Raw genomic sequence first — 22,515 nt, 5'->3', positions numbered from 1 at the left:
TCCCTGCTGCATTTTCATCGATTCCTCAGATTCCTCTCTCCCTTAAAGATGCAATAGCCCACTCCCGAAACGGACAGCTGCAGCGACCGTATCGCAGCCGAGGGCGGCAGCATCCATATTCAATGCCATATTCTGTGCATCAAACCCGAGTTTGGCATCATGTTCCAGTCCTGTACCTCCTGTCGATGTCACGAATCTTGCACATGACGCCTTATAGGCAGCACGCACCTCCCGCAGGCAATCTTCCCCCGCCAGATGCGCAGCGAAAAGAGCATAGCCCCATTCGCGTTCAAAGTGTATATCGAGAGACGTGATCTGTCTTAAAAAGCGCGGCCATAACCATGCCATTTCCAAAAACGGATTGGCTTCTTCGTCGATGATTCCACGATCGAACAGACGCTTGATGCTCATATAAAAGCTCAGGAAACCCGCACGTGCGATAAAGGGAATCGTATACTCGCCTGCTGCCAAGACATATTCTCCCATTTGGCGTGACAGCGGCACACGCTGCGCCAAATTTTCTCTCGCATATACCGTCAGCTCATTTTGCATATTTTGCGTTCCTGCTCCCGTTGAATGTCCCGACATGCCGGCCATCGTCAAAGAGCGTCGGATATGCAGGATATCTTCCCGCAGAAAAAGCTGCACCGCCGCCATATACATATCCTGGGAAGGTCCGTCCCAGAGCCTTCCCGTCTTTTCCAGCAGCCAGATCATATAACTCCGCCGAAAGCCTGAATTGATATAGAGCAGGGGCAAGTTGTAGAGCACAGTCCCCATGTGTTCCATCCAAAACGGCAGATTTCTGCAAAGCGGCCACTTTTCGTAAAGCGGCTGTTCCTTATCATAGAGGTGGATTGCCAGATCCTGACGGCCTTCTTCGAAAAATCCCGGCCAAGTATAGAAATCGCGATTCCAAACAATGCATTCCGTCCCGGGATATTCTTCCAACGCCTTTTTCAGATAGCACAGCGCCCATGGATAGATTCCGTCGTCCGCACCAAGCGGGATGATGAATTCCCCGCGCGCATGGAGAATCGCATACTCGAAGCTCTTGGACAATTCCAGCACGAAGGGCGTGCGAATATAGCGGATCTGCGGCGCAGCCAACTCTTCACAGAGGGTTTTCACCGCGTCATTTCCCGCATCGGAATTATCGCTGACGACGATTTCAAAGCTTCCGGCTTCTTCAAGTGCAAGGCAGGTTTCCAGCGTATGGCGCAGGGTGTCGGCGGAGTTGCGCACGGGAATGACGATGGAAAAATCGCAGGCGGCAGGCTCTTCGATGCGCTCGACAAGACGCTCGCCGTAAACATGGCACGCATAGTCACGATAGCGCCCCAACCAGGCAAACCCAAGCCCATGGGCAAACTGGGGCGGCAGAGAGAACGACAGGCGCTGCAGATCGCGGCGCAACGCCGCCGTTTCCTGCAGGCGGTCGAGCAGACAGTCGCTTGCACAGACGACAGGCGCGGCGTCCTGCTCGAGCGAAAAGGCTATGAGATGCATCGCCGCCGGCATCGTATCCTGCGCCTGTCCCGCCTCCAGAATACGGGGACAGCGGACAACGATGGACGTATCCTCAACCGCCGCCGCCATAACCGCATTGCGGGCGGCAGCTGCTGCCGACGGTGCACTGAGAGGCTCTTCCCTGCCGTCGGGCAGAAAAACAACCGTCTGCTGTCCGAGTATGACGAGAGCACGCGCCAAGTCGCGGCTTCGCACGGCCTCGTCTTCCGTTTCCGACGGAAGCAGGAACGTATAGGTTTTTTCCCCCAGCAGCATCTTTGCGATATAGGCGACATTGACTGTCTTCTGCCAGCGAAACACCTGGCCTGCGTCTTCCAGAATTTCCTTTTCCCAAGCCGTAAGGCGCTTTTCGAGCTTCAGCGCCGCCATCAGCAGCACGAAGTACATGTTCCAGTCCCGCACGACGTAATACTGCTCTGCCAGTGCGCGAAGTGCAGCGGCATCGCCCGTCATGCGGAAGTTCTCCCGGCAAGCGGCAAGTTTCGAAAAAGCCTCGGCCGGCAATTTACCCGTCTTGTAATACTCGCGGGAAAAAAGGCACTGACGCTCGCCAAGGGAGCCGGACGGAAAGGTGCGACTCTTGAGCAGGAAAAGATCCGTCAGCTCCGGACGCGCATAAAATTCCTGATCCATGCCGTCAAGCATGGCGCGGCAAAGCTGCTTGTCCTCCCCTTGCTTGAGCAGCAGCGCGACGCGTGCGAACAGATACTCAAGGCGCTGGGGATAAACAGCCGACAGTTTGTCGAGCGCTGCTGCGGCTTTCCTAAGATCCCTTCCCCTCTCAATCTTCCCGCGGACGGCACGAACATGCGATAAATAGAGTTGTTCTTCTTCGTTCTTTTCTTCTTTTTCCTCTGACGGTTCCACTGCATGAAACCGCATCGTAACAGCTCTGCCCTCATATTCATAAAGGATTGCGCCGCCGGGATTCATATAACGGCCGAGCTTTTCGCGGAATTTTTCCACGTCACGCACATCATCCATGCAGTCATGCAGCATGATGACATCATATTTTCCCTTGAGATGTGCAAAGATTCCCGCCTCAACCTCGGGGCAATACGCAGCGGGGAAAGAAAACGCAGCGACAGCAGCATCCCCCTTATGACGCGTAAGGCCGCTGATTTCAGCCGCAGGAAAAAGCGTCTGCAGCCGAAAGAGGGATAAACCGCAGGCACAGTCGATATCGAGAATGCGACCAGCCGCAGGAAGCCCCTCCGGCAAATGACGCCAAAGGCCTGTGATCCGGTTCTTCGGATAATCGTCATCGACATTCCATTTCTTCTGGAAATAACGGAAATTGCGTTCCAGCAATTCCTCATATTTTTTCATATGCTCCCGCATGCTCTTCTCGTCACGCGCAATAAAAGAGCCATGGTTATAGTGGAAGATAAATGTATCCTCGCAGAAGAGCAGTTGCCAGCCCGCCTGACGAATGCGCAAGCAATAATCGTCGTCCTCGAAATTTCCCGGGGAAAACGCTTCATCAAAACCGCCCAGCTTTTCATAAACCGTCCGCTTGAAAAGCAGTGCAAAGCCTGAGAGGCAAAAATGCAGGTGCCATTTTTCCGCCTCGGTTTTATTGTATCGCTCGGCAAAATCGAAAACCTCTGACGAAAAACGCCCCGGCAGAAGAGAATCATCCGGGCGCCCCTCTTTCTCCGCTGGGACAATGTCCATATCAATTTGTTGATAATTGTTCACAGCATTCGAGGCCGGTCCCACCGCCCCGATGCTTTCATCACTATAAAGTGCGGACAGGAGCTGCGGGAGCCAACGCGGCGTCACAAGCGTATCGGAGTTCAACAGGCAAATCTCTGTACCAAGGGCAAGCGCCATGCCCTGGTTGCATCCTTTGGGAAAGCCTTCGTTTTTCGCATTCTCGACAAGACGCACGTCCGTCTGCTCCCGCAGCCATTCGCGTGATCCGTCTTCCGAGGCATTATCGACAACGATGATTTCATACGTCCCTTCTTTCGTGAAACGACGTATGCTCTCGATGCATTCGCGCGTAAAATCAAGCGTATTCCAACTGAGGATCACGATACTCGTCAAATGTTTCATAAGCTCTCCCTGCTTTCAGGAAGAAGCTGCAGCAGTTCATCCAGCACAGTCTCCAAACGAGGAACATGGGCCAACAAGCGCAGCTCAGGCTCCGCAAACAGCACCGTGCGTCGTTCTTCCAGCAGCTTCCGCGCTTGCAGGATCCCCTCCATACCAAAGGCTTCGGCTTCCGCTCCAAGAAGCGCCGCCCATTCCAGAAGACGCCAAAGAATGTCCTCCCTGTCGATTTCTCTCTCTCGGCGCAAAAGCGGCAGTTCAAAAACGTCAACCTGAACGTTCGGCCTGCCCCGAAAGAGCAGGAAAAAAGCCGCCAAAGAAAAAACACGTCCTCGGAAAAATGCGGTTTCCAACCAATCGCAGCGTTCAAACACAGAGCGGTGGGAGAGCACGGAGGACAGACCGCCCTCCGGCGTGGTTCCTGTCGACAGAATAAAGTTTGCATGCCATGTGCCGGACGCCACAATGCAATGCGCCTGCTGCATGCGGAAAGCATATTCTGGAAGAGTCTCCGAAGCAACACCTTCATCCGTCACAGTATTTACAGAATCCGAAAGGGCGAGATCCAATTCAGGGTCAAGTTCGAGCGCCGTCACCATCAGCATGATTTTTTCCGGCAAAAGGACATCCCCCGGCAAAACCCATTGGACATACTCCCCTAGCGCCGCCCGAGCCAATTTCTCTCCCCAGCCGGAGGTTCGCGCCTCCACAATGCTGTGCGGCAAGGGCAGCGCAGCCATCGCCTGTCCCAGCCATTCAGCAGCTCCAACCATATCAAGGACAAGGATCTCGATATAAGGATACGTCTGCTGTACGACACTGGCAAGGGCTTTCTGCCATGAAGCAGCTTCCCCCATGTACGGCAAGATGACACTCACACATTTTCGCCGTGCGAGGACACGTTCCTGAGCAAAATCCCCAGCCAGCTGCTCCGCCAGTAACATAAGGCTCTGCAGCGGCGAAAAAGCGCCTCCCTTCGTATACAAAAGGCGGATTTCTCTATCCGGCAAAACAAGCTGACGCACAGTCTCACACTCTTCCGAAGCGAGTGCGACTGCCGGCGTCTCCCCGCGAAACACTGCGTCAAAGTGCTCCTTCCAATAGTAACAGCGCATGGTATGCAAAGAATACTTCGCCGCATTTCCAATCCAGCCGTTCAGAGCCTTGACAGCCGTGTGCAGTGGTCCGCGCCACTGAAAATGTGCGAAATGCAGGAAACTGATTTCCAAAGCAGGAGCCGATACCCGCCTGCCGTTTTCTAGGCGATAGAGGTAATGCGTTCCCTGTGCAAGCAAAGGATAGTCTTCAATGACATCGCGGCCAATGATCGCCTTCTGCACCGCCTCATGCTGCTTCTTTCGTCTAAGCGGGCGTATGAGCAAAAAATCCGTCACCGCCTTTTCCGGTTCCTGCAGCTCATACATCCAGTGCCACGCAAAGAAGGTCGTATCCGTCCGCAGGCGCAAAAGAACTGCACGGCAAGGCTTTGCCGCATCTTCTGTGACGAGGAACTCGTCGGCATCGACCGGCACAACGATATCAGCGCCATATTCCTTGATTGCCCTGTGCATGAGCTGCGTCATGATCTCTTCATGGCACAGCTCCGCCGGCTCATACCGTTCAAGCAAAAGCGGCAGTCCTTCCTGCACAAGAGCCTCCAGAATTCCCCATGTACCGTCACTGCTCTTGTGATCGACCACGAGCATTTCATCCGCATACGTCAGAGTATGGCGCACAAAACTTTCGATGATGTCGGCACTGTCTGCAATCAAGGATATAGCGACGATCTTGTTCATGACATTCCCCTATCTCTTGATGAAAATACAGCTGGAAAGCATCGTCGCCACAAGCTCCGTCGCCATGCCGATTTCTGTAATCTCTTCCGCAAACGGTTCTTCCGTACAGGGCTTCCGGCTCGCCGCCACGCGCGCGATGCGTTCCGCTACGGTGTAAGCGTCCAAGGGGGCGTCACAGTATGACGGAAACGCTTCCAGGTGAAAAGACGTTTCCAAATCTTCAAGGATATAGACGCCGCCGCTCGGCAGGGCAGGAAAAAGCGCAAAGAGAGCCTTGATCTGATGGCTCCAGATATGCGAGGCGTCATCCACAATGATATGCGGGCGAATCTCTTTAAGGCTCTCGAGAACTTCTTCCTTCGAGAGATCGCCGATCCGAATCTCAATGCGCTCCGCCGCATGCATCCGGCAGGATTCATCAATATCCACACCAAAGATTTCCGCCTGCGGGAAGAACCTCTTCCACATGCGCTCACTTCCGCCTTGAAATACGCCGAGTTCCAAAAGCCGCAGCGGTTTATCCTTCAAGCCGCGCAGGAAAAATTCATACTTCTGCAGATAATTATGACGATAACGGCATTTGTCCGTAAACTCTTCCACACCGATGCGGTCAAGTTCCTGAAAATCACGAAAGAAGCCTGCCTGCAGCCCCTTTTTTTCACTGACATGGCGCTTCAAACGCCGACTGAAAGCCGTTGGATGCAAAGGCTTTGCTTCCCGCCGCTTTTCCAGCTTAGCAGCAAGCAGCAAAGCAGGATTCGTCCGCATATGAAAAAGCAGGGAGAAACCCGGAAACAGACTAGAAACATCCTGCAGATCATAAGCCCAGGATGTTTCCAGGCAACTCGCTGCGCCGCGTTCTTCTTCCAAAGCATCCGGTGTTTCGAGGAAGAGCAGCAGCTTGCCCCCGATGCGGCAGCATTTCGCCACTGCCTCAGCACTCTTGACAAAATGCGGTTCCCTTTCCATTCCCTCAAAGAGAACAACAAAGTCATACGACCTGCCGCCCAGAGTTTTTCCCAATTCTGCCAAAGTGGCTGATATTCCAACAGTATCATTGAAAAACGGTATGTAATCAACCTTTGCACCCGCAGAAAGAAATGGCTGCTGCAATATGGCAACAGCCATTCCACCAAAGCAGGAAGCGCCCATAAGCAGAACATCTTTGCCGCAAACCTCTTCTGCTGTCAAAGCCCCCGTTTGCCAAAGGCCTTTCAGCATTTTTGTATAATATTGCAAACTCATTACAACTTCTCCTTCTATTGGATCCACTCCTGCCATGCCTTTTCATAGAGGCTCTCAACTTCGCGCGTATATCCCAGACCATCCATCAATGGCGATGCTTTCATACGCTCGCGCAAACTCTCATGAAGCGCGTCCAGGGTTTCAGGTGAAGCGGCAAGCGCTGCAGCCTTTTCCACATATTCATCGACAGTTGCCGCAGCGAGTTCGGGAAGTCCTAAGGCGGAAAGGAGGCTCAAGCCGAAGCGCGAGCCAAAGCGCTCGCCGTAAAGCGATATGACAGGCACGCCCATAAAAAGCGCATCGCACGTCGTGCCGCCGCCCGGATAGGGGTATGTGTCGAGGGCGATGTCGATGTCGAGATACTGCGCGAGGTAATCGCTCGTGCCGCTTCTAAATTCCACCTCTCCTTCGGAAAAGCCGATCCGTGCCGCTATGCGGCGCAGGCGGCGTTCCTCTGCCATACGTTCTCCCGTGTTCTTGAGTATCAGCCGGGATCCCGGTGTTCGGCACAGAATCTCACGCCAAAGCCCCATCTGGGGCTCCGTGATTTTGCAGAAGTTATTGAAACTGCCAAAAACAATGGATTCATGCCTCTTGCGCTGCTGCGTTACATGCTGCACGCTGGACGGCGGTGTATAGCAAAGAAACGAATGGTTTTGCAGACGCAGCGGCTTTTCGAGAAAAAACTTTTCGCTTCCCGGCGGAACAGCCCAACGGTCGGCAAGCACATAATCCACGGCAGGAAGCCCCGTCGTATCAAACCAGCCGATAGCAGTGACCTGTACCGGGGCGGGGCGATATGCCGCTGTCACAAGCGTATGACCGCCAGCCGCATGTCCCGATAAGTCGATGAAGATATCGATCTCGTCCTCATAAATACGAGCCGCGATATCCGCCGCCTGCCAGTCAGGCACATCGCGCCAAACATCGGCAAAAGAACGCAGCTGTTCTTCCACCTCTCCCCCGTGAGGGCGTGCGTTGTAACAATAAACTTCAAAACGTTCACGATCATGGCAGGCAAGAAGCTGCACGACAAAAAATGTGTTCGTCTGCATGCCGAAGTCCGGAGAAAGATACGCCAGACGGATTTTCTTGTGCCTATGATTTTCCGCTCCATGCTCATATTGCCTTACATCGGGAAACAGTCTCATAAAAGCGATATGTTCAGCAAAAAGCCGGGCATCGTTCACACCCGGCAGATAGTGAAGGGCAAAGAGATAGTTGCTGTATGCTGCCCTGTGCTCCTCCGGCAAAGCACCCCCCGAGGCGCATGCCCGGCGATATGCTTCAACCAGCTGCGGTATATCGCCCAGGGATGCACTGGCGGAAGCCATGGCCGCATTCACCTCGAAAACGGCGCGCGGCGAAAGCGGCGTCCCGGAAAGGCGGCGCAGGATATCAACGGCAAGCCCTGCCTGCCCCTGCTGTAAGAACGCATAGGCTCTCGCCATTTCTTCCGAAAAGGAACGCATCTCAGCCACGGACAGCAGCGAGGATGCCGAAGTCCGGCGCCTTCATCATGGAAACAAGCTGCAGAGCCATATCTCTGTCGCCGCACGCGACGAGCGTATAGCACATATTGCGCAGGGAAGCCTCGTCATGGGCGTCCATTTCCAATGCCTTTTTCAACAAAAGCTTTGCCGCCGGGAAATCACCCGCAAGGAAGAAGCCGCCGGCGAAAGAATTCAAGAGACAAAGCTTCTCTGCAAGGGAAACCTCCTTTGCGAGAACTTCCCTGCAGAGGCGCTCAGCAGAGGCTGCAGAATCGTCTTCCGCTGCGGCAGGCGCCGCCTGCGGCTGCATAACCTTGGGCGAAGGCTGCACCTGAGGCGCTACAAGCGGTTGGAAGGACGCCGTCTCCATATTCGCTGCCGGGGCAAGATGCAAGAACGCAGCAATTGCAGGATAGCTTGCCCTGATCTCCGCTTCCTGCGTCGTGCCGTAGTAATCGAGCACCTCGGCGAGATCCTCCCGCTCATCAGGCGAAAGTTCATTTGCATAGTTTTTCAGCACGAACTCAAAGATGGCAAGACCGTCTTCCGTACGCTCTTCCAAAAGGCAGATGCGTGCGAGCAGGATGCGCGCCTTGATGTGCTGCGGCGCAAAACGCAGCGTATTGTCCACCCACTGTGCCGCACGCTCGTAATCGCCGCTCATAAAGTAACTGTACGCCGCATCGTAAAAAGCATCGGCGTCCTGTATGCCTGCCTGAATCATATCCGCAACCGTACCAAGCGCCTCACCGTACTCCTCGTCCTCCATCTGCTCGGCAAGCTCCCGCTTCAGATCATCCGGCGATGCGGCTGCCCCATACTGCTTCTTCTTTTTGCTCCACTTCGACAAGATATATTCCTCCTAAAAGCCTCAAATCCATTATACGTTCTTATATCGGAAAAGCACGGAAGCGCCTTAAACTATTCCAGCCATTCCTGCCATATCTTTTCGTACATCCCCTCCACTTCCCGCACATAGCTCCTGCCGTCCATCAACGGCGACTTCTGCATCATGGGGCGCAGGTTCCTGTGCAGTGCCGTGAGCAGATCCTTGTCCTCGGAAAGCGCCACAGCTTTTTCCACATATTCCTCCAGCGTTTTCGCTGCGAGGTCGCCGAGCCCAACGTTTTCCAAAAGCGACAGCCCGAAGCGCGTGCCGTGGCGCGTGCCGGCGAGCGTCACGACGGGCACGCCCATGTAGAGCGCCTCGCACGTCGTGCCGCCCCCAGTGTAGGGATAGGTATCGAGCGCGATGTCCATATCCATGTATTCGTGCACATAATCGAGCGTCATGGGGCGCACCTCGATCTGTTCCATACGGTATCCGACAGAGAGCGCCTTCTTGCGCAGCGACTTGGGCTTCCATGCCTTGAGAAGAAGCTTAGAACCCGGCACGCGTTCGAGAATCGTCCGCCAGAGCCGCAACATTTCCTCGGAAATCTTTGCGGAGTTGTTGAAGCAGCCAAAGACCGTCGTCCCGTGCGGCTGCCAGTCGGGCATGCTTTTGAAAAGTTCTTCGAACGGCGTATAACAAAAGTGTGAATGTGAAAGGCGCAGCAGCTTCTCAGAAAAATATGCGCTCCCCTGCCCCAGCGGATCAAGAAAATGATCCGAAAGACAGTAATCGACTGCCTTGAGCCCTGACGTGCTCATATACCCAATGCCTGTGATCTGCACGGGCGCCGCCTTGTAGCCAAGCGTCGCCAACCCATGCCCCCCGTCCGTATGCCCGCTGAGGTCAAAGAGGATGTCAATCTCGTCCTCAGCAATTGCCGCAGCACGCTCCTTCGCCTCAGCGATTGCGATATTGCGCCAGTTGTTGCCGAAGGATTTCATCTGCTCGGCTGCTGCGTCCGACGCGCCCCCGATGTCATAACAATAGATTTCAAATCGGTCGCGATCGGCAATTGCCAGAAGCTGCATCATGAAGCAGCTCATGACATGCTTCTTGAAATTCGTCGAGATGTAGCCGACACGGATTTTTCCATGACGACGATGACGTTCGCGTTCATGCTGCAGTTCTTCCTCCGTACGGAAAAATTGGTTGTAGGCAAAATGCCTCTCGGCAAGTTCTGCATCACCGAGATGCGGCAGATAGTGGCAAACCATAAGGTAGTCGCTGTAAAGCTTCCGCTGCTGTGCTAAGTAAGGAGCGAGCACGATAGCCTCACGATAGGCATCGGCAGCGTCTTCCAAACGATCAACGAAGTGCAGGAAGTAGCCCAGCCTGCCACAGAGAAAACTTTTTTCTCCACGATCAAGCTCAGCACCGCGCCTTCGCAGCAAGTATTTTATGCGTGCAATACCCGGCTCCCATTTCATCGTGTTCTGCAAGACAGCGAGTTCTTCCGCGATTTTCGGAAAATCTTTCATCTCTTGCCCGGTTCCTCCTTTTTCCATCCCACTGCCATACGGTAAAACTGCTCTAACTCTCCTAGATAATTTGCCCCCTGCATGACGGGCGACGCGGCAAATTTCACGCGAAGCGTCTTGTGCAGGCCATCCAGAAGCGCTGCGTCATGCGCCAGGGACACCGCCTTTTCGACATACGATTTGTCATCGGCTGCGGCAAGCTCGGCAAATCCCGCATTCTTGAGGAGCGACAGCCCGAAGCGCGAGCCGCGCCGCCTGCCATACCGCGTAATGACAGGTACGCCCATAAAGAGTGCGTCGCACGTCATGCCGCCGCCGGGATACGGATACGGATCGAGTGCGATGTCGACAGCGAGGTAGCGCTCCATATAATCGCTTGTCGCCGGTTCGAGATCGACGCGTGCAATGTCCATTCCTGTCTTCCTCATGCGGCGCAGCGCCTCTTCCTGCATGACAGGAGCAAAAAACTCCTGGCACTTGACGAGCAGGCGGCTCTTCGGCACACGCTCCATGATTTCCCGCCAGAGGAAGAGCATTTCATCCGTAACCTTGTACCAATGACTGAACACGCCGAAAACAATATATCCCCTTTCCCTGCAAGGCGTGCCCGCCGGTTCCGGCACATCGCTCTGCGCCGTATAGAGGAACTGGCTCGTAAGGCAGACAGGTTCTTCCGTGAAAAAAGCCTCCTGCTGCCCCGGCGGGTCGACGATGTCGTCCGTAAGAAAATAATCGACCAAGGAAAGCCCCGTCGTGTTGACGTAGCCAAGCCCTGAAACCTGCACAGGAGCCGGGCGATAAGCGAGCACGGGCAGTGCGCCGCCCGTGCTGTGCCCTGCAAGATCGACAAGGATATCGATCTCGTCCTCTCTTATCTTTGCGGCGATTTCCGCATAAGAGATCCCCGCCATCCTGCGCCAAGCCGTCGCCTGTTCTCGCAAAGCTGCCGTGAAGCCGTCTTCCTGCTCGCTGAGCGCGTAGGCGAATACCTCGAACGCGCTGCGGTCAAAGCGCACAAAAAGTCCGTAAATAAAGGAAAACATAACATGGCGGCGAAAATCGGGCGATAGATAACCGATGCGAATCTTTCCATGCTTTCCCACGGCACGCGGAGCAAACGGGCGGATATCTCCCAGAAGCTTTCCATAGCCTCGATGCGCCTCAAAAAGTTCCTCCCTGCCGATTCGCGTGCTGTGCAGCGCAAGCAGATACGAGCTGTAGGCTTCGGTGCGCGCACGGAGATTTGTCCCCAGGGCAGCAGCCTCACGATAAGCATCTGCAGCTTCAGCGGCAAAGCCGAGCTGACGCGCCGCATGGGCGCGCGCAAGTGCAAGACGACAGCGAAATTCGCCGGTTTCCTCCGTCGGATCTAAGAGTGCCTCCGCCTTTTTCACGCTGGCCAAAGCCGCCTTGTGGTCGCCCTGCATTTTCTGTGCCTCGGCAAGAACCTGCAGGATCTCAGGCTCATTGTCGCCGGCTTTTTCCAGCGCCATTTCCAGATAGACGCGGGCTCGCGCCGCCTCCTCCAGCTGCAATGAAGCAAACCCCATGCCCAGAAGGAGACGGTCCGAAGCAGCGTCGAGAGCCAAAAGAGCCGCCGCTTTGCCGAGGAATTTTCGCCATTCGCGTGCTGCAAAGGCTTCATCCGCCTCCCTTTCCCATTGGGGCAGCAGCACCTCCCGCCGCTTCTTTTCATCATCCCCAAGCCAATGCGCCCAGATTTTTTCGTACGCCGCTTCCATATGCGTCATATAGCGTGCTGCATCCATCAAAGACGAAGCCTCCATGCGTGCGCGCAGGCTGCGGCGCAGGAACGCCAACGCCTCTATGTCAGCGGCAAGAGTGCAGGCCTTTTCCAGATAGGCGGCGGACGTATCCGCGCAGCAGGAAGCGGCAAGGCCGATATTTTCCAATAAGCTCGCACCGAAACGCGCGCCGTGCCTCGTTCCCATAAGAGTGACGACGGGCACGCCCATGTAGAGCGCATCGCACGTCGTGCCGCCGCCGGGATACGGGTAAGTATCAAGCGCGATATCGACTTCACCGTAGGCCTCAAGATACTCTGCCGTATGGCCTTCCGTCCGGAGGCGTGCGAGGTCGATTCCTGCCGCTTCCAAACGGCGAAACGCCGCTTCCCTGCCGTCCGCCGTGTCAAAGACCGCCGTCTTGAGGAAGAGGCGCGAATGCGGCACGGCGGAAAGAATCTTTGCCCAAAGGCGCAGCATTTCATCGGTAATCTTCGCGAAGTTGTTGAAACAGCCGAAAGTGATGAAACCCTTTTCTTTCGCGGGCAAAGGCGCTATACGCGAATCCTGCCCCGCGCGGCTCGCACGATAGCAGAGGTGGCTCTCCGGCAGGCGCAGCAGTTTCTCCGTAAAGCCGGCGTCGTTCTCACCCGGCGGATCGATCTGCACATCCGTAAGGAAGTAGTCGACCGTGGGAAGTCCCGTCGTATCGAAATAACCGATGCCGGAAATCTGCACGGGCGCAGGGCGATGGGCAAGCACAGGCAAAGCGTTGTTCGCACTGTGTCCCGAAAGGTCGAAGAGGATATCGATCCCATCCGCCTCGATGATGCCTGCGATTTCTGCGGCAGGCAAGCCGTCCACATAGCGCCAGGCAGAAGCGGACGAGGCCAGTTCCTGTGCCATCGCGTTCTCGCCGCAGAGTGAATAGCCGTAGACCTCGAAACGGCTGCGGTCGAAATGCGTAAAAAAGGAGAAGCTGAAGAGTGCGACGATATGGAAGCAGAAATCCGGCGAAATATAACCGATACGGAGTTTCTTACGCCTTCTCCGTTGGTGCTTGGCGCGCGGTACAGCGGCAAACAGCTTCCCGAAGCGTCGCGCCGCTTCCAACATAAAATGCGGCTCGCGCTCAGCATAATGCAAGGCAAAGAGATAATTGCTCCATGAGGCCGCCTGATCCTCAAGCGTTTCAGAAACCTCGAAGGCTTCCCTTTCCGCTGCCAGCGCTTCCTCCACCTCGCCTAGGCTGCGGCAGATGCGTGCGATGAGATTATATGCGAGTACCTGCTCTCCCCGTGCGAGCGTGCCGCGCTCAAGCGCACGCCGTACATCAGCAAGCGCCTCCTGCCAGCATCCGAGCAGAAAGACGGCGCGCGCCCGCAGAAGAAGCCCAAAACCATCGTCTGTACCCGCGAGATACAGTTCCGCCGCACGATAGGCGTTTTCTCCTTCCCCGGCATCGATATAAAGCCCCGCCGCCAGACGCCATAGATCGCGCGATGCCTTGCCGCCCAAAAGAAGGGCATCTGCAGCAGCGATTGCCTGGCGCAAATCACCCGCAGCAAAAAACCGCTTGAGCGCGATGGAAAGCTTTGCGCCCTCCTCGGGAGAAATCACTCGCGGCGCAGCGTCATAGGCGGCAAGCGCAGAAGCATAGGCGTCCTCGACCGCAGACGTATAGGCGGCGGCATCCATCAACGGCGAATTTTTCATCATAACGCACAGATTTCTATGCAGGGTACAAAGAAGTTCTTGGTCCTTCGCAAGTGCCGCCGCCTTTTCTATATAGCTCGCCGCATCCTGCGCCGCCAATTCCTCAAGGCCAAGATTGGCGAGGATGCTGAAGCCGAAGCGGCTGCCGTGGGAACTGCCCTTGAGCGCCACGACAGGCACGCCCATATAGAGCGCGTCAAAGGTCGTGCCTCCGCCCGGATAGGGAAAGGTGTCGAGCGCGATATCGACATCGTGATACTCCGCGAGATAGTCCTTCGTATCCGGACGCAGTTCGACGCGCGCAGGTTCTATGCCCGCCGCCTGCAGACGCTCCATAGCGGCGATGCGCCCTTCCTCGTTCGAAAAAGCCGCGGATTTCAAGAGCAGGCGCGATTCCGGCACGAGCGCGAGAATGCGCGCCCATGCCCTGAGCGCCTCATCCGATGCCTTGGCAAACGCATTGAAACCGCCAAAGGTCACATAGCCGCGCGCCAGGCACGGTGCAGCTCCTGTCGGCGGCGCATCAGGCGCAGGCGTATAGCAAAGATGCGTATGCGGCAGCACGAGCAGTTTTTCCGTAAAGAAAGGGGCTTCCTTCATCCCCTGCGGCTCCCCGTCCAGCCATATATCGCCAAGCACATAATCGACAGCGGAGAGCCCCGTCGTATCGAAATAGCCGATGCCGGAAATCTGTACCGGCGCCGGACGATGAGCGAGTATGGGAAGCACCGTGCCGCGCGTATGACCGGCAAGGTCGACAAGGATGTCGATGCCGTCCTCGTAAATGCGGCGCGCCGCTTCCTTCGGCGAGAACGGTGAAATATTGCGCCAGACATCGACGAGCTGCATGATGCGGCGGCTCTCCTCATCTTCGGGACTATTCTGATAGCAGTAAACCTCGAATCGGTCTGCATCATAATGCGTAAACAAGGCTTCGGCAAAGCGCAGGACGACATGACGGCGCAGATCGGGCGAGATGTAGCCGATGCGGATCTTACGCCGCTTCTGCAGAGAACGATGGAGAAACGGGCGCACATCCTGAAAAAGGTTCTCGTAGGCCTGATGCGCACGATAAACGTCTTCCTGCGACACAGACAAAAAATGCAGGCCAAAGAGATAATTGCTCCATTCCATAGCACGAAGCTCCGCGCTTTCGGCAGCCGATGCCGCCTTTTCATAGGCATGCGCCGCTTCTTCGGCAAAGCCGAGCGCACGCGCCGTCTGCCCGAGGAGATTATAGACCTTCTCCGCATAGGCAGGGGCAAGCGCTTTTTCCCTGGCCAGAAGCGTGGTAAGAGTTTGCCGAGCGGAAATGTATTTTCCCTCGGCAAAAAAAAGCCGCGCTTGAAGGAACGCTCCATAGACGGACTGTGGCTCCTTCTGCAGCAGTGCCGCCGCAAGCGGCGCCGCTCCCTCGTAGTCCCCCGCCTCAATGTGGATGCTCGCAGCAGCGCCCAGAGCCTCCGCCTCTGCCGATGCATCTTTTGCCAGCTCCCGCACAGCGGCAAGCGCACCGTCGAAATCGCGTAGCGCAAGGCACGCATCAATTTTCTCGCGCAGCTTACCTTTTTCCTTTTCGCTTGCCATGCGCTCGCTCCTTTTTCTTTAGATTTTCCAAAACACGGCGTACGCCGCGCATCGCTTCCTCGTACTTCTGCCAATATTCTCCCGCCGCAGCGCGGTCAAAATAATCGCGCTGCTCCAGGTATTCGCCGTACAGCAATTCCAATGGCCTGCGGTACTCCTCCTCCGACGTGAGGAAGATGCGCCGCTCGTAATACTCTTCGATCAGGCGCAGCCATTCCAAGCGGCTCAAGAGAACGACAGCTGCCTGCTGCCCTTCCTGCGCCGCATGGCGGCGATAGCAGCTCAAGGGCTTCTGGAAGAAGATGCAGTCGCCCTTCTCCAAGAGCTCCAGCCACATCGCTATATCGGAAATCGTGCGGTAGCCGCGGCTCTCGGCCTGCCAGTAGTGGTTCTTGAGATCCGCACGCCGGAAAATCACAGCCGACGGCTCCCCGAGGAAGTTGCGGATATTCACGAGCGTTTCCCTTCCTGCATCTTCCGCCCGGAATACGGAATACTCCGCCTCGCTTTCAGGTACGCCGCTCACATGTATATTTTCAAGGAAGCAGCCGTTTTCATCAATCAGGGCGCGCCTCGAAGTCACAAGACTTGCTGCGGGATTTTCGCGGAATGCGCGCATCATCTTCGAGATCTTGCCGTCGAGCAGAATGTCGTCATCCATCAGCCACTGCAAGTATTCCCCCTGTACAAGATGCTCAAACGGAGCAAAGTTTTCTTCTTTTGTCTTTGCTTCCTTGTTTCTCTTGTAGTACAGACGGCTGTCTCCCAGATATTTTTCAACAAGACTTTTCGTCCGATCGTCCGTACTGTTGTCACAGACGATGATCTCAAGATTTTCATAATCCTGCCGCAAAGCGCTCTGCAGCGCAAGTTCAAAGAACTCGGGACGGTTATACGTCGGAATCATGATGCTGACGAGAGGCAGTGCCTTTTTGCGCCAACGCGCCTTGTACGCATCCGCCAATAGGAGCGAGGCGCCGTCTTCTTCCGGCAGAATATGCTGCGCACCTTTTGCCTCGGCAAGCAGAGCGGAAAAACTGGAAAGCCGTGCAGAAAATTCAACACCCGCCGCATCCGAGCGCCCCGCCGCCATATAAAGAAATGTCTTGTCGCGCTTTTCGGGCGGCAAAAAACGCCCATAATAGGCGGCGACCGGCGTCGGCATGCGTTCCCTAAGAGCCTCCACAAGAAAGGCCGCATCCTGCTCCCTATCGTAAAGCGTGTCGAGGAGCGCGATGATATCCGCCGCTTCCTGCCCTTCCAATATGTCATAGAGCGCAAGAAACAGCCGCTTATCGTATGGATATTCCCTGACGGCCCGCAAAAAGAAATCGGCGGCCTCCTCCGGCCGGCGGCGCATCATCGCCAGCTTTCCCAAATACATATAGACAAACGGAAGCATCTGCAGGGAGTTGTCGGAGCGGAGCGATTTGGGCGCCTTTTCCTTTAGCTCAAGACCGCGGCGAAACATCCTTTCCGCCAGCAGATAATCGTGCTCCTCCCATACAAGCAAGCCATACTCCATGGGAAATTCCGCCAGATCGGGATACTTCCCCATCGCCTCTTTCAAAATCGGCAGAATTTCTTCCCTCGGACGCTTTGCGGCGAGCAGTGCGCGGGTCAGACCCCAATACTCGACGCCTTCGCGCCCCAAATAGACAATCTCGCTCGCAATCGCCTTGCGTGCGTACTCCTCCGCCTTGGTGAAATCCCCCAAGCCGAAGTAACAGTCCATATAGTGCAGGGCGTCATCCAAGGACTCCCCCTCTTCAGCTTCCTTTTGGCGCAAAAATTCGAGATTGCGCTCGAGTTTCCTGCGAATCAGATGGAGCGAATATCCCGTATGAAAGATTACAAGCTCCGGCGTTGCAAACATCTCATGTTCGTCTTTGCGCTTGTCGACAATGCGCTCATGAATCTTTCCCTCGTAACGCAAATCGGGGCTGTTCTTAAAAATACGCAGCTGAAAAATAGCACCCGTAAAACGGTTTCCCTGATCCTTGTCGATGTTGACGAGACGGCAGATCACGCCGACGATGGGCTTCTTGCTCCTTTCCACCTTCTGCAGCATCGGACGTACCTTGCCGATTGTCTGCGGACTGAAATACTCGTCGGCGTCAAGAAAAAGAATCCAATCTCCCTCGGCTTTTTCCAGTGCATAATTCTTCGCAGCGGCAAAGTCGTTCTGCCATGGATGGTGAAATACACGCGCTCCCGCCGCTTTTGCCATTTCAACCGTACGATCGGTCGATCCCGTATCGACAACGATCATCTCATCGGCGAGCTTTTTCATCGAATTGAGCCAAGTGCCGATATTTTCCTCTTCGTTTTTCACAATCACGCAGGCGGAGAGCTTCATGCCCCGACCTCCTTTATCCATGCTTCATAGGCAGAAATATCCTTCGCTTCTGAGCCCATGCCGCGCGCACGGGAAAAACATTCCTTTGCCGCAGGGAAATTGCCCGTTTGATAGAAACAAATGCCCGCATCATGCCAAAAAGAATCGTCTGCAACGGGAGAATCCGCAGGAACAACTTCCAGCAGCAGCAATGCCGCCTGCCATTTTTCTGCCGCCATAAGACGGACGGACATTTCTCTCTTTTTTTCCGGCGGCAGGGATACACCCAATCGCACATAGCGCAGCAGCGCATCGCTCGGCAGTCTTTGCGCCAGAGGCAGCAGAAATGCCTGATACTGCTCCCAGAGTTCAGCCTCCATCGGCTCCTCTTTCTCATAGCAGTGCAAAATCTGCTGCAGTTCAGGCAGCAGCGGCCGCATTTCTGTCCTGTGTTCCTGCAGGCGGAATCCCTGCGCCAGCGCTTGAAGCAGCACAAGGAACAGATCCCGCATCGCGCCTGCAGTTTCCCGTGCCGCCTCGTCCGCCATTTTCTCCCAATCCTGTTTCTGCCACGCCGCAAGGCACTCCTTCTCAGGCAGCTGCTCACCGCACAGCGCTGCAAACTCCGCAGCTGTTTCCTGCGCCAGCTGCGCTTCTCCCGATGCCATCGCCCAACGTGCCAGAAAACGCAGTCCCTCTGCACTCGTCGGGAAAAACGCTCGCAGCGACTCGCCGGAATCCGATCCACACATTCTTTGCCACGCTCCGAGCGCTTCCTCGCTGAAAGGATTCAAGCGCAGGGAAGATGCAAGGGCTTCCCTCGCCTTTTCCAGTTCACCAAGTGCAAGGCAGATCTCCCCCAGACGGCGGAGGGCAACAGGCTCATTCGCCGCAAAGTACGAGGCCTGCCAGCTTCTCCCTTCCCCCTGTGCAAAGAGGGTGAAGGCGTGCTCAAAGGCGGCAGCGGCTTCACGCAGCCTGCCCATGGAAGAAAGGATCATGCCCTCTTCCGCGTAAAAATCAGGCAGATCCGGAAAAGACGCTCTTGCCTTTTCCGCCAAGGCAAGCATATCGTCTGGCTCCATGCCGCATTCCCGCATCGCGCGCAGGGCTGTCCTGTACATATCACTGTCGCTGCCAATCGTGGTCGCAGGGGAATCAAGCGCCGCCAAAGCATAGTAGAGCGCCTTTTTCCAATCGCCGAAAGCGATATAGCAGTCTGCCAAATAACGGTAATGACCGGGCTGTTCACCGTTTTCTTTGATATCTTCCTGCAGGAGCGTGAAATTGCGCTCCATTTTCTTCATGATGCGCCCCATGGAATAACCGAGATGGTTGACAAGCAAATGCTTTCTTTCCAGTTTGATCTCAAGCCGGCCGTCCTTCTTGCAAACCGCCTCGTGGATCCGCCCGCTAAAGGCAATGCCCTTCCTGCGCCGAAAAAGACGTACGGTGGGAAAGCGGTGAATCTCCCTGAAATGGTCATCCTCGTCGAGATTCGCAATCGTCAGCATGACCGCTTCGATGCTCGGTTCCTGTACGGACAGCGCTGCCAGATAAGGGCGCACCGTATGCGGCAGGGCAAAATACTCATCGGCATCGAGGAAGGCGATCCATTCTCCCGTCGCATGGGAAAGCGCCGCATTCTTTGCTGCAGCAAAATCGTCCTGCCATGCGTAATCATAAACCATAGCGCCCGCTGCAAGAGCAAGATCCCTCGTCCCGTCGTGCGAACCCGTATCGACGACGATGCGTTCATCGCTGTAAACCGCCGTATTTTCCAGCCAGCGCGGCATGTCGCGCGCCTCATCGCGTACGATAGCACATGCCGAGATCTTCAGCGTTTTTTCCCCCTTCACAATCTCTTGCCAAAGAGCGCAGCGCTGCTTCGCCACAACGAGCATCGCGTCGTCAAACTCCATTGCCTCGCCGTCCTCCTCATGCGCAGCATAGGCCTGAAAGGCGCGCTGCATCGCCGGAATCGCCTCGGCAAATTTCAACTCCTGTGCAAGATGCTCGGCATATTCGGCATGAAATTCCGGGATGCGAGGGAAATCACGCACAGCTTTCTCCAACACGGCAGTGCGCTCCTCTCCTGCAGGCAGCGTATAGAGCAGCATGCGGTAGCAGCGGCTCGCGAAAAGAACGGGCCGCGGTCCGTCTGCGATGTCGAGGCGTGCGTAATGCAGGGCATGCGCCGTATCGTCCATTCCTTCATAAGCTTCAGCGAGATAGCGATATAGTTCTTGCGGCTCCTTCGTCTGTTCCAATTCCCGCAAAAGAAACTTTAAGTTGCGCTCCGACTTTTCCTTCAAACGGCTCGGCGTATAACCCGTATGGAGCACAAGGAGTTCGTCCTCCGGCACAAAGCCAAGGCGAAGCTCCGCATCCTCGCGTACGATATGCTCATGGATGCGCCCTTCATAACGGATCGCAGGCGTGCGGCGAAAAGCGCGCACGACATAGGTGTGATCGATGCGTTTTGCCGTACCGTTCTCGATATCAAGATTCTCAATCTTTATAGCCAGGGCATCATAATCCCGCCCATTTTCCTCAATGATGCGGCGCAGATTTCTCCGTGTTTCCTCCGAAAAACTTTCGTCCGCATCGAGAAAAACAACCCAATCACCTGTTGCATAGCGAAGCGCTTCGTTGCGCGCCGCCGCAAAATCATCGCGCCATACGGACCGAAAAAGCTGTGCTTTCGGATAATTCTGCACAATCATGCAGGTATCGTCCGAGGATCCCGTATCGAGCACAACGATCTCATCCACGCTGTCTCCAATGCTGTCCAGAGACTTTTTTATATTCTTTTCTTCATTTTTCGCAATATAGCAGGCCGATATTTTCATGATAACCTCCCGATAAACCTATGCTTTGTTATCGTGATAAACAGCCTGGAACTTAATCAGACAAAAAAGAGCCTCCCCGAAGGGAGGCTCCAGAGCCTTTCAGAATCCCGTAAGGAATTACTGGAGAAGGCTGAGAACGCCGGAGCTGGACTGGTTGGCCTGCGCGAGCATAGCCTGAGCAGCCTGCATGAGGACGTTGTTCTTCGTGTAGTTCGTCATAGCCTTTGCCATGTCGACGTCGCGGATCGTGGACTCGGAAGCCTGGACGTTCTCGCTTGCCGTCGTCAGGTTCTGGCTCGTGTAGTTCAGACGGCTCTGGACAGCGCCGATCGTCGTCTGCTGGTCAAGCGCCTTGCTGATCGCGTTGTCGAGAACGTTGATCGCAGCGTTAGCCTTGTCGCGCGTGCCGATGTTCAGCGTAGCGCCGTCGGAACCCTGGAGACCGAGAGCCTGTGCGCGCATATCCGTCATGCCGACGCGGATCGCCTGGTTGGCACGCGTGCCGATCTGGAAGTTCATCGAGTTGTCCTGCGAGTTATCCTGCGCACGAACCGTCTCGGTGAACGCATCGAGAACAGCATTTGCGGACTTGTTGATGTTGCCCTGCGTGTCCGTGATGCTGAACGTGATGCCGCCGAGGGACTTGCCGACGCCCGTACCCGAAGCATAAAGCGTGATGGCACTCTCGCCGGAAGCCGTGTAAACCGTATCGCCGGCAGCATTCGTGCCGATGATGGACGACGCACCGATCGCCGTGGCCGTACCGTTGACGCCCGTCGTGCTCATGCCGGAAATCTTGGTGATGATCTCCTGGAACGTGCAAGTCGAAACCTTGAAGGACGTCGTCTCCGTCTTGCCCTGGTTGACATAGGAAACCGTAATCGTATCCTGCGAGTGGATGTTGAGGTTGCGGCCCGTGCGGTCAAGCAACGCCGTAATACCCGAGGCACCCGCCGTCGCCGTGCTCATCGCCTGGTTCGTGAACGTCGTCGTCGTAGCCGTAACCTTCTGGTTGTGCGTGCCGTCGACGAGGTACTTGCCGTTGAACGTGATGTTCGCGTTGTCGTTGATCTGGTCGATGCTCTGGTTGAGCTCCTTCTGGATCGTGGCGCGATCGTCATCCGTGTTCGTGTCGTTGGCAGCGTTGATGACCTTCTCCTTGAGGGTCTTGAGGATGTCAACCGTGCTCGAAACGGCGCCCTCAGCGACCTTCATCATGCTGTTGCCGTTCTGCGTGTTGTTGTTGTCCTGATCGAGCGAACGAATCTGGACGCGCATGCGCTCGGAAATCGCATAGCCCGAAGCGTCATCAACAGCACCGTTGATCTTCATGCCGGACGAAACCTGCTTGAGGCTCGTCGAGAGAGCGCTCTGGTTCTTGTTCAACGTGTTCAGCGTGTTGACTGCCATCATGTTGTTCTTGACTACTAATGCCATTTGTCTTTTCCTCCCTGGTTGTGTCTGTTTTCTTCTTCGCCGGGCATCCTTGTCCGGCTCTTAGGTTGAAGGCTTTCGCCCTGAACCGCACCCGTTTGGGGGTAAATAAGCAAAGCAGGCGTTTTCCGCTTTCGCTGCATGACGCCGCTAGCTAGCTTCATGCAACAGGACACCGGCTCCCGCCTGGTTGCTGACTGGTGGATGAGCAATTTTGCTTCTTTTGTTTGCTCAATTAGTTTATCGACGCGACATGCAATTTACTTAAGCATTTTTTGAAACTTTTTTCCCTGAACGGCACAAATTTTGCAGCACAGACCCAAAGACGCCGCCAGATTCCTGTTTCCA

10 protein-coding genes are annotated in these 22,515 nt (G+C 55.5%); all 10 read right to left on the bottom strand.

Annotation, left to right across the window (positions count from 1 at the left end; genetic code table 11):
- Positions 1–42 precede the first annotated feature (42 nt).
- Entirely contained in the window at positions 43–3,591 is a 3,549-nt protein-coding gene (locus ACRTGH_RS07335) for a glycosyltransferase (RefSeq protein WP_368846532.1), read from the bottom strand.
- On the bottom strand, positions 3,588–5,384 hold the full coding sequence (locus ACRTGH_RS07330; protein ID WP_368846533.1) for a glycosyltransferase family protein: 1,797 nt from the start codon (positions 5,382–5,384) through the stop codon (positions 3,588–3,590). Before ACRTGH_RS07330 ends, ACRTGH_RS07335 begins: the two co-directional genes overlap by 4 nt.
- Positions 5,385–5,393: 9 nt before the next feature.
- Complete coding sequence (locus tag ACRTGH_RS07325) at positions 5,394–6,629, bottom strand: class I SAM-dependent methyltransferase (protein WP_368846534.1); 1,236 nt, start codon at positions 6,627–6,629, stop codon at positions 5,394–5,396.
- Between the two features lie 14 nt (positions 6,630–6,643).
- Positions 6,644–8,080, bottom strand: coding sequence for an O-linked N-acetylglucosamine transferase, SPINDLY family protein (locus ACRTGH_RS07320; RefSeq protein ID WP_368846535.1), 1,437 nt, complete (start codon positions 8,078–8,080; stop codon positions 6,644–6,646).
- A gap of 22 nt (positions 8,081–8,102) precedes the next feature.
- On the bottom strand, positions 8,103–8,972 hold the full coding sequence (locus tag ACRTGH_RS07315) for a CDC27 family protein (protein ID WP_368846536.1): 870 nt from the start codon (positions 8,970–8,972) through the stop codon (positions 8,103–8,105).
- Between the two features lie 71 nt (positions 8,973–9,043).
- On the bottom strand, positions 9,044–10,495 hold the full coding sequence (locus tag ACRTGH_RS07310) for an O-linked N-acetylglucosamine transferase, SPINDLY family protein (protein ID WP_368846537.1): 1,452 nt from the start codon (positions 10,493–10,495) through the stop codon (positions 9,044–9,046).
- Entirely contained in the window at positions 10,492–15,543 is a 5,052-nt protein-coding gene (locus ACRTGH_RS07305) for an O-linked N-acetylglucosamine transferase, SPINDLY family protein (RefSeq protein ID WP_368846538.1), read from the bottom strand. The genes ACRTGH_RS07310 and ACRTGH_RS07305 overlap by 4 nt, the downstream gene beginning before the upstream one ends.
- Complete coding sequence (locus ACRTGH_RS07300) at positions 15,518–17,902, bottom strand: glycosyltransferase (protein WP_368846539.1); 2,385 nt, start codon at positions 17,900–17,902, stop codon at positions 15,518–15,520. The genes ACRTGH_RS07305 and ACRTGH_RS07300 overlap by 26 nt, the downstream gene beginning before the upstream one ends.
- On the bottom strand, positions 17,899–20,733 hold the full coding sequence (locus ACRTGH_RS07295) for a glycosyltransferase (protein WP_368846540.1): 2,835 nt from the start codon (positions 20,731–20,733) through the stop codon (positions 17,899–17,901). The genes ACRTGH_RS07300 and ACRTGH_RS07295 overlap by 4 nt, the downstream gene beginning before the upstream one ends.
- A gap of 117 nt (positions 20,734–20,850) precedes the next feature.
- Positions 20,851–22,170 carry a flagellin N-terminal helical domain-containing protein gene (locus ACRTGH_RS07290; RefSeq protein WP_368846541.1) on the bottom strand — a complete coding sequence of 440 codons (1,320 nt, stop codon included), beginning with the start codon at positions 22,168–22,170 and terminating at the stop codon, positions 20,851–20,853.
- Positions 22,171–22,515 lie beyond the last annotated feature (345 nt).

Source organism: Selenomonas oralis (assembly GCF_051603425.1).
Taxonomy (GTDB): Bacteria; Bacillota; Negativicutes; order Selenomonadales; family Selenomonadaceae; genus Selenomonas; species Selenomonas sputigena_A.
This window is presented reverse-complemented; position numbering and strand designations above follow the sequence as displayed.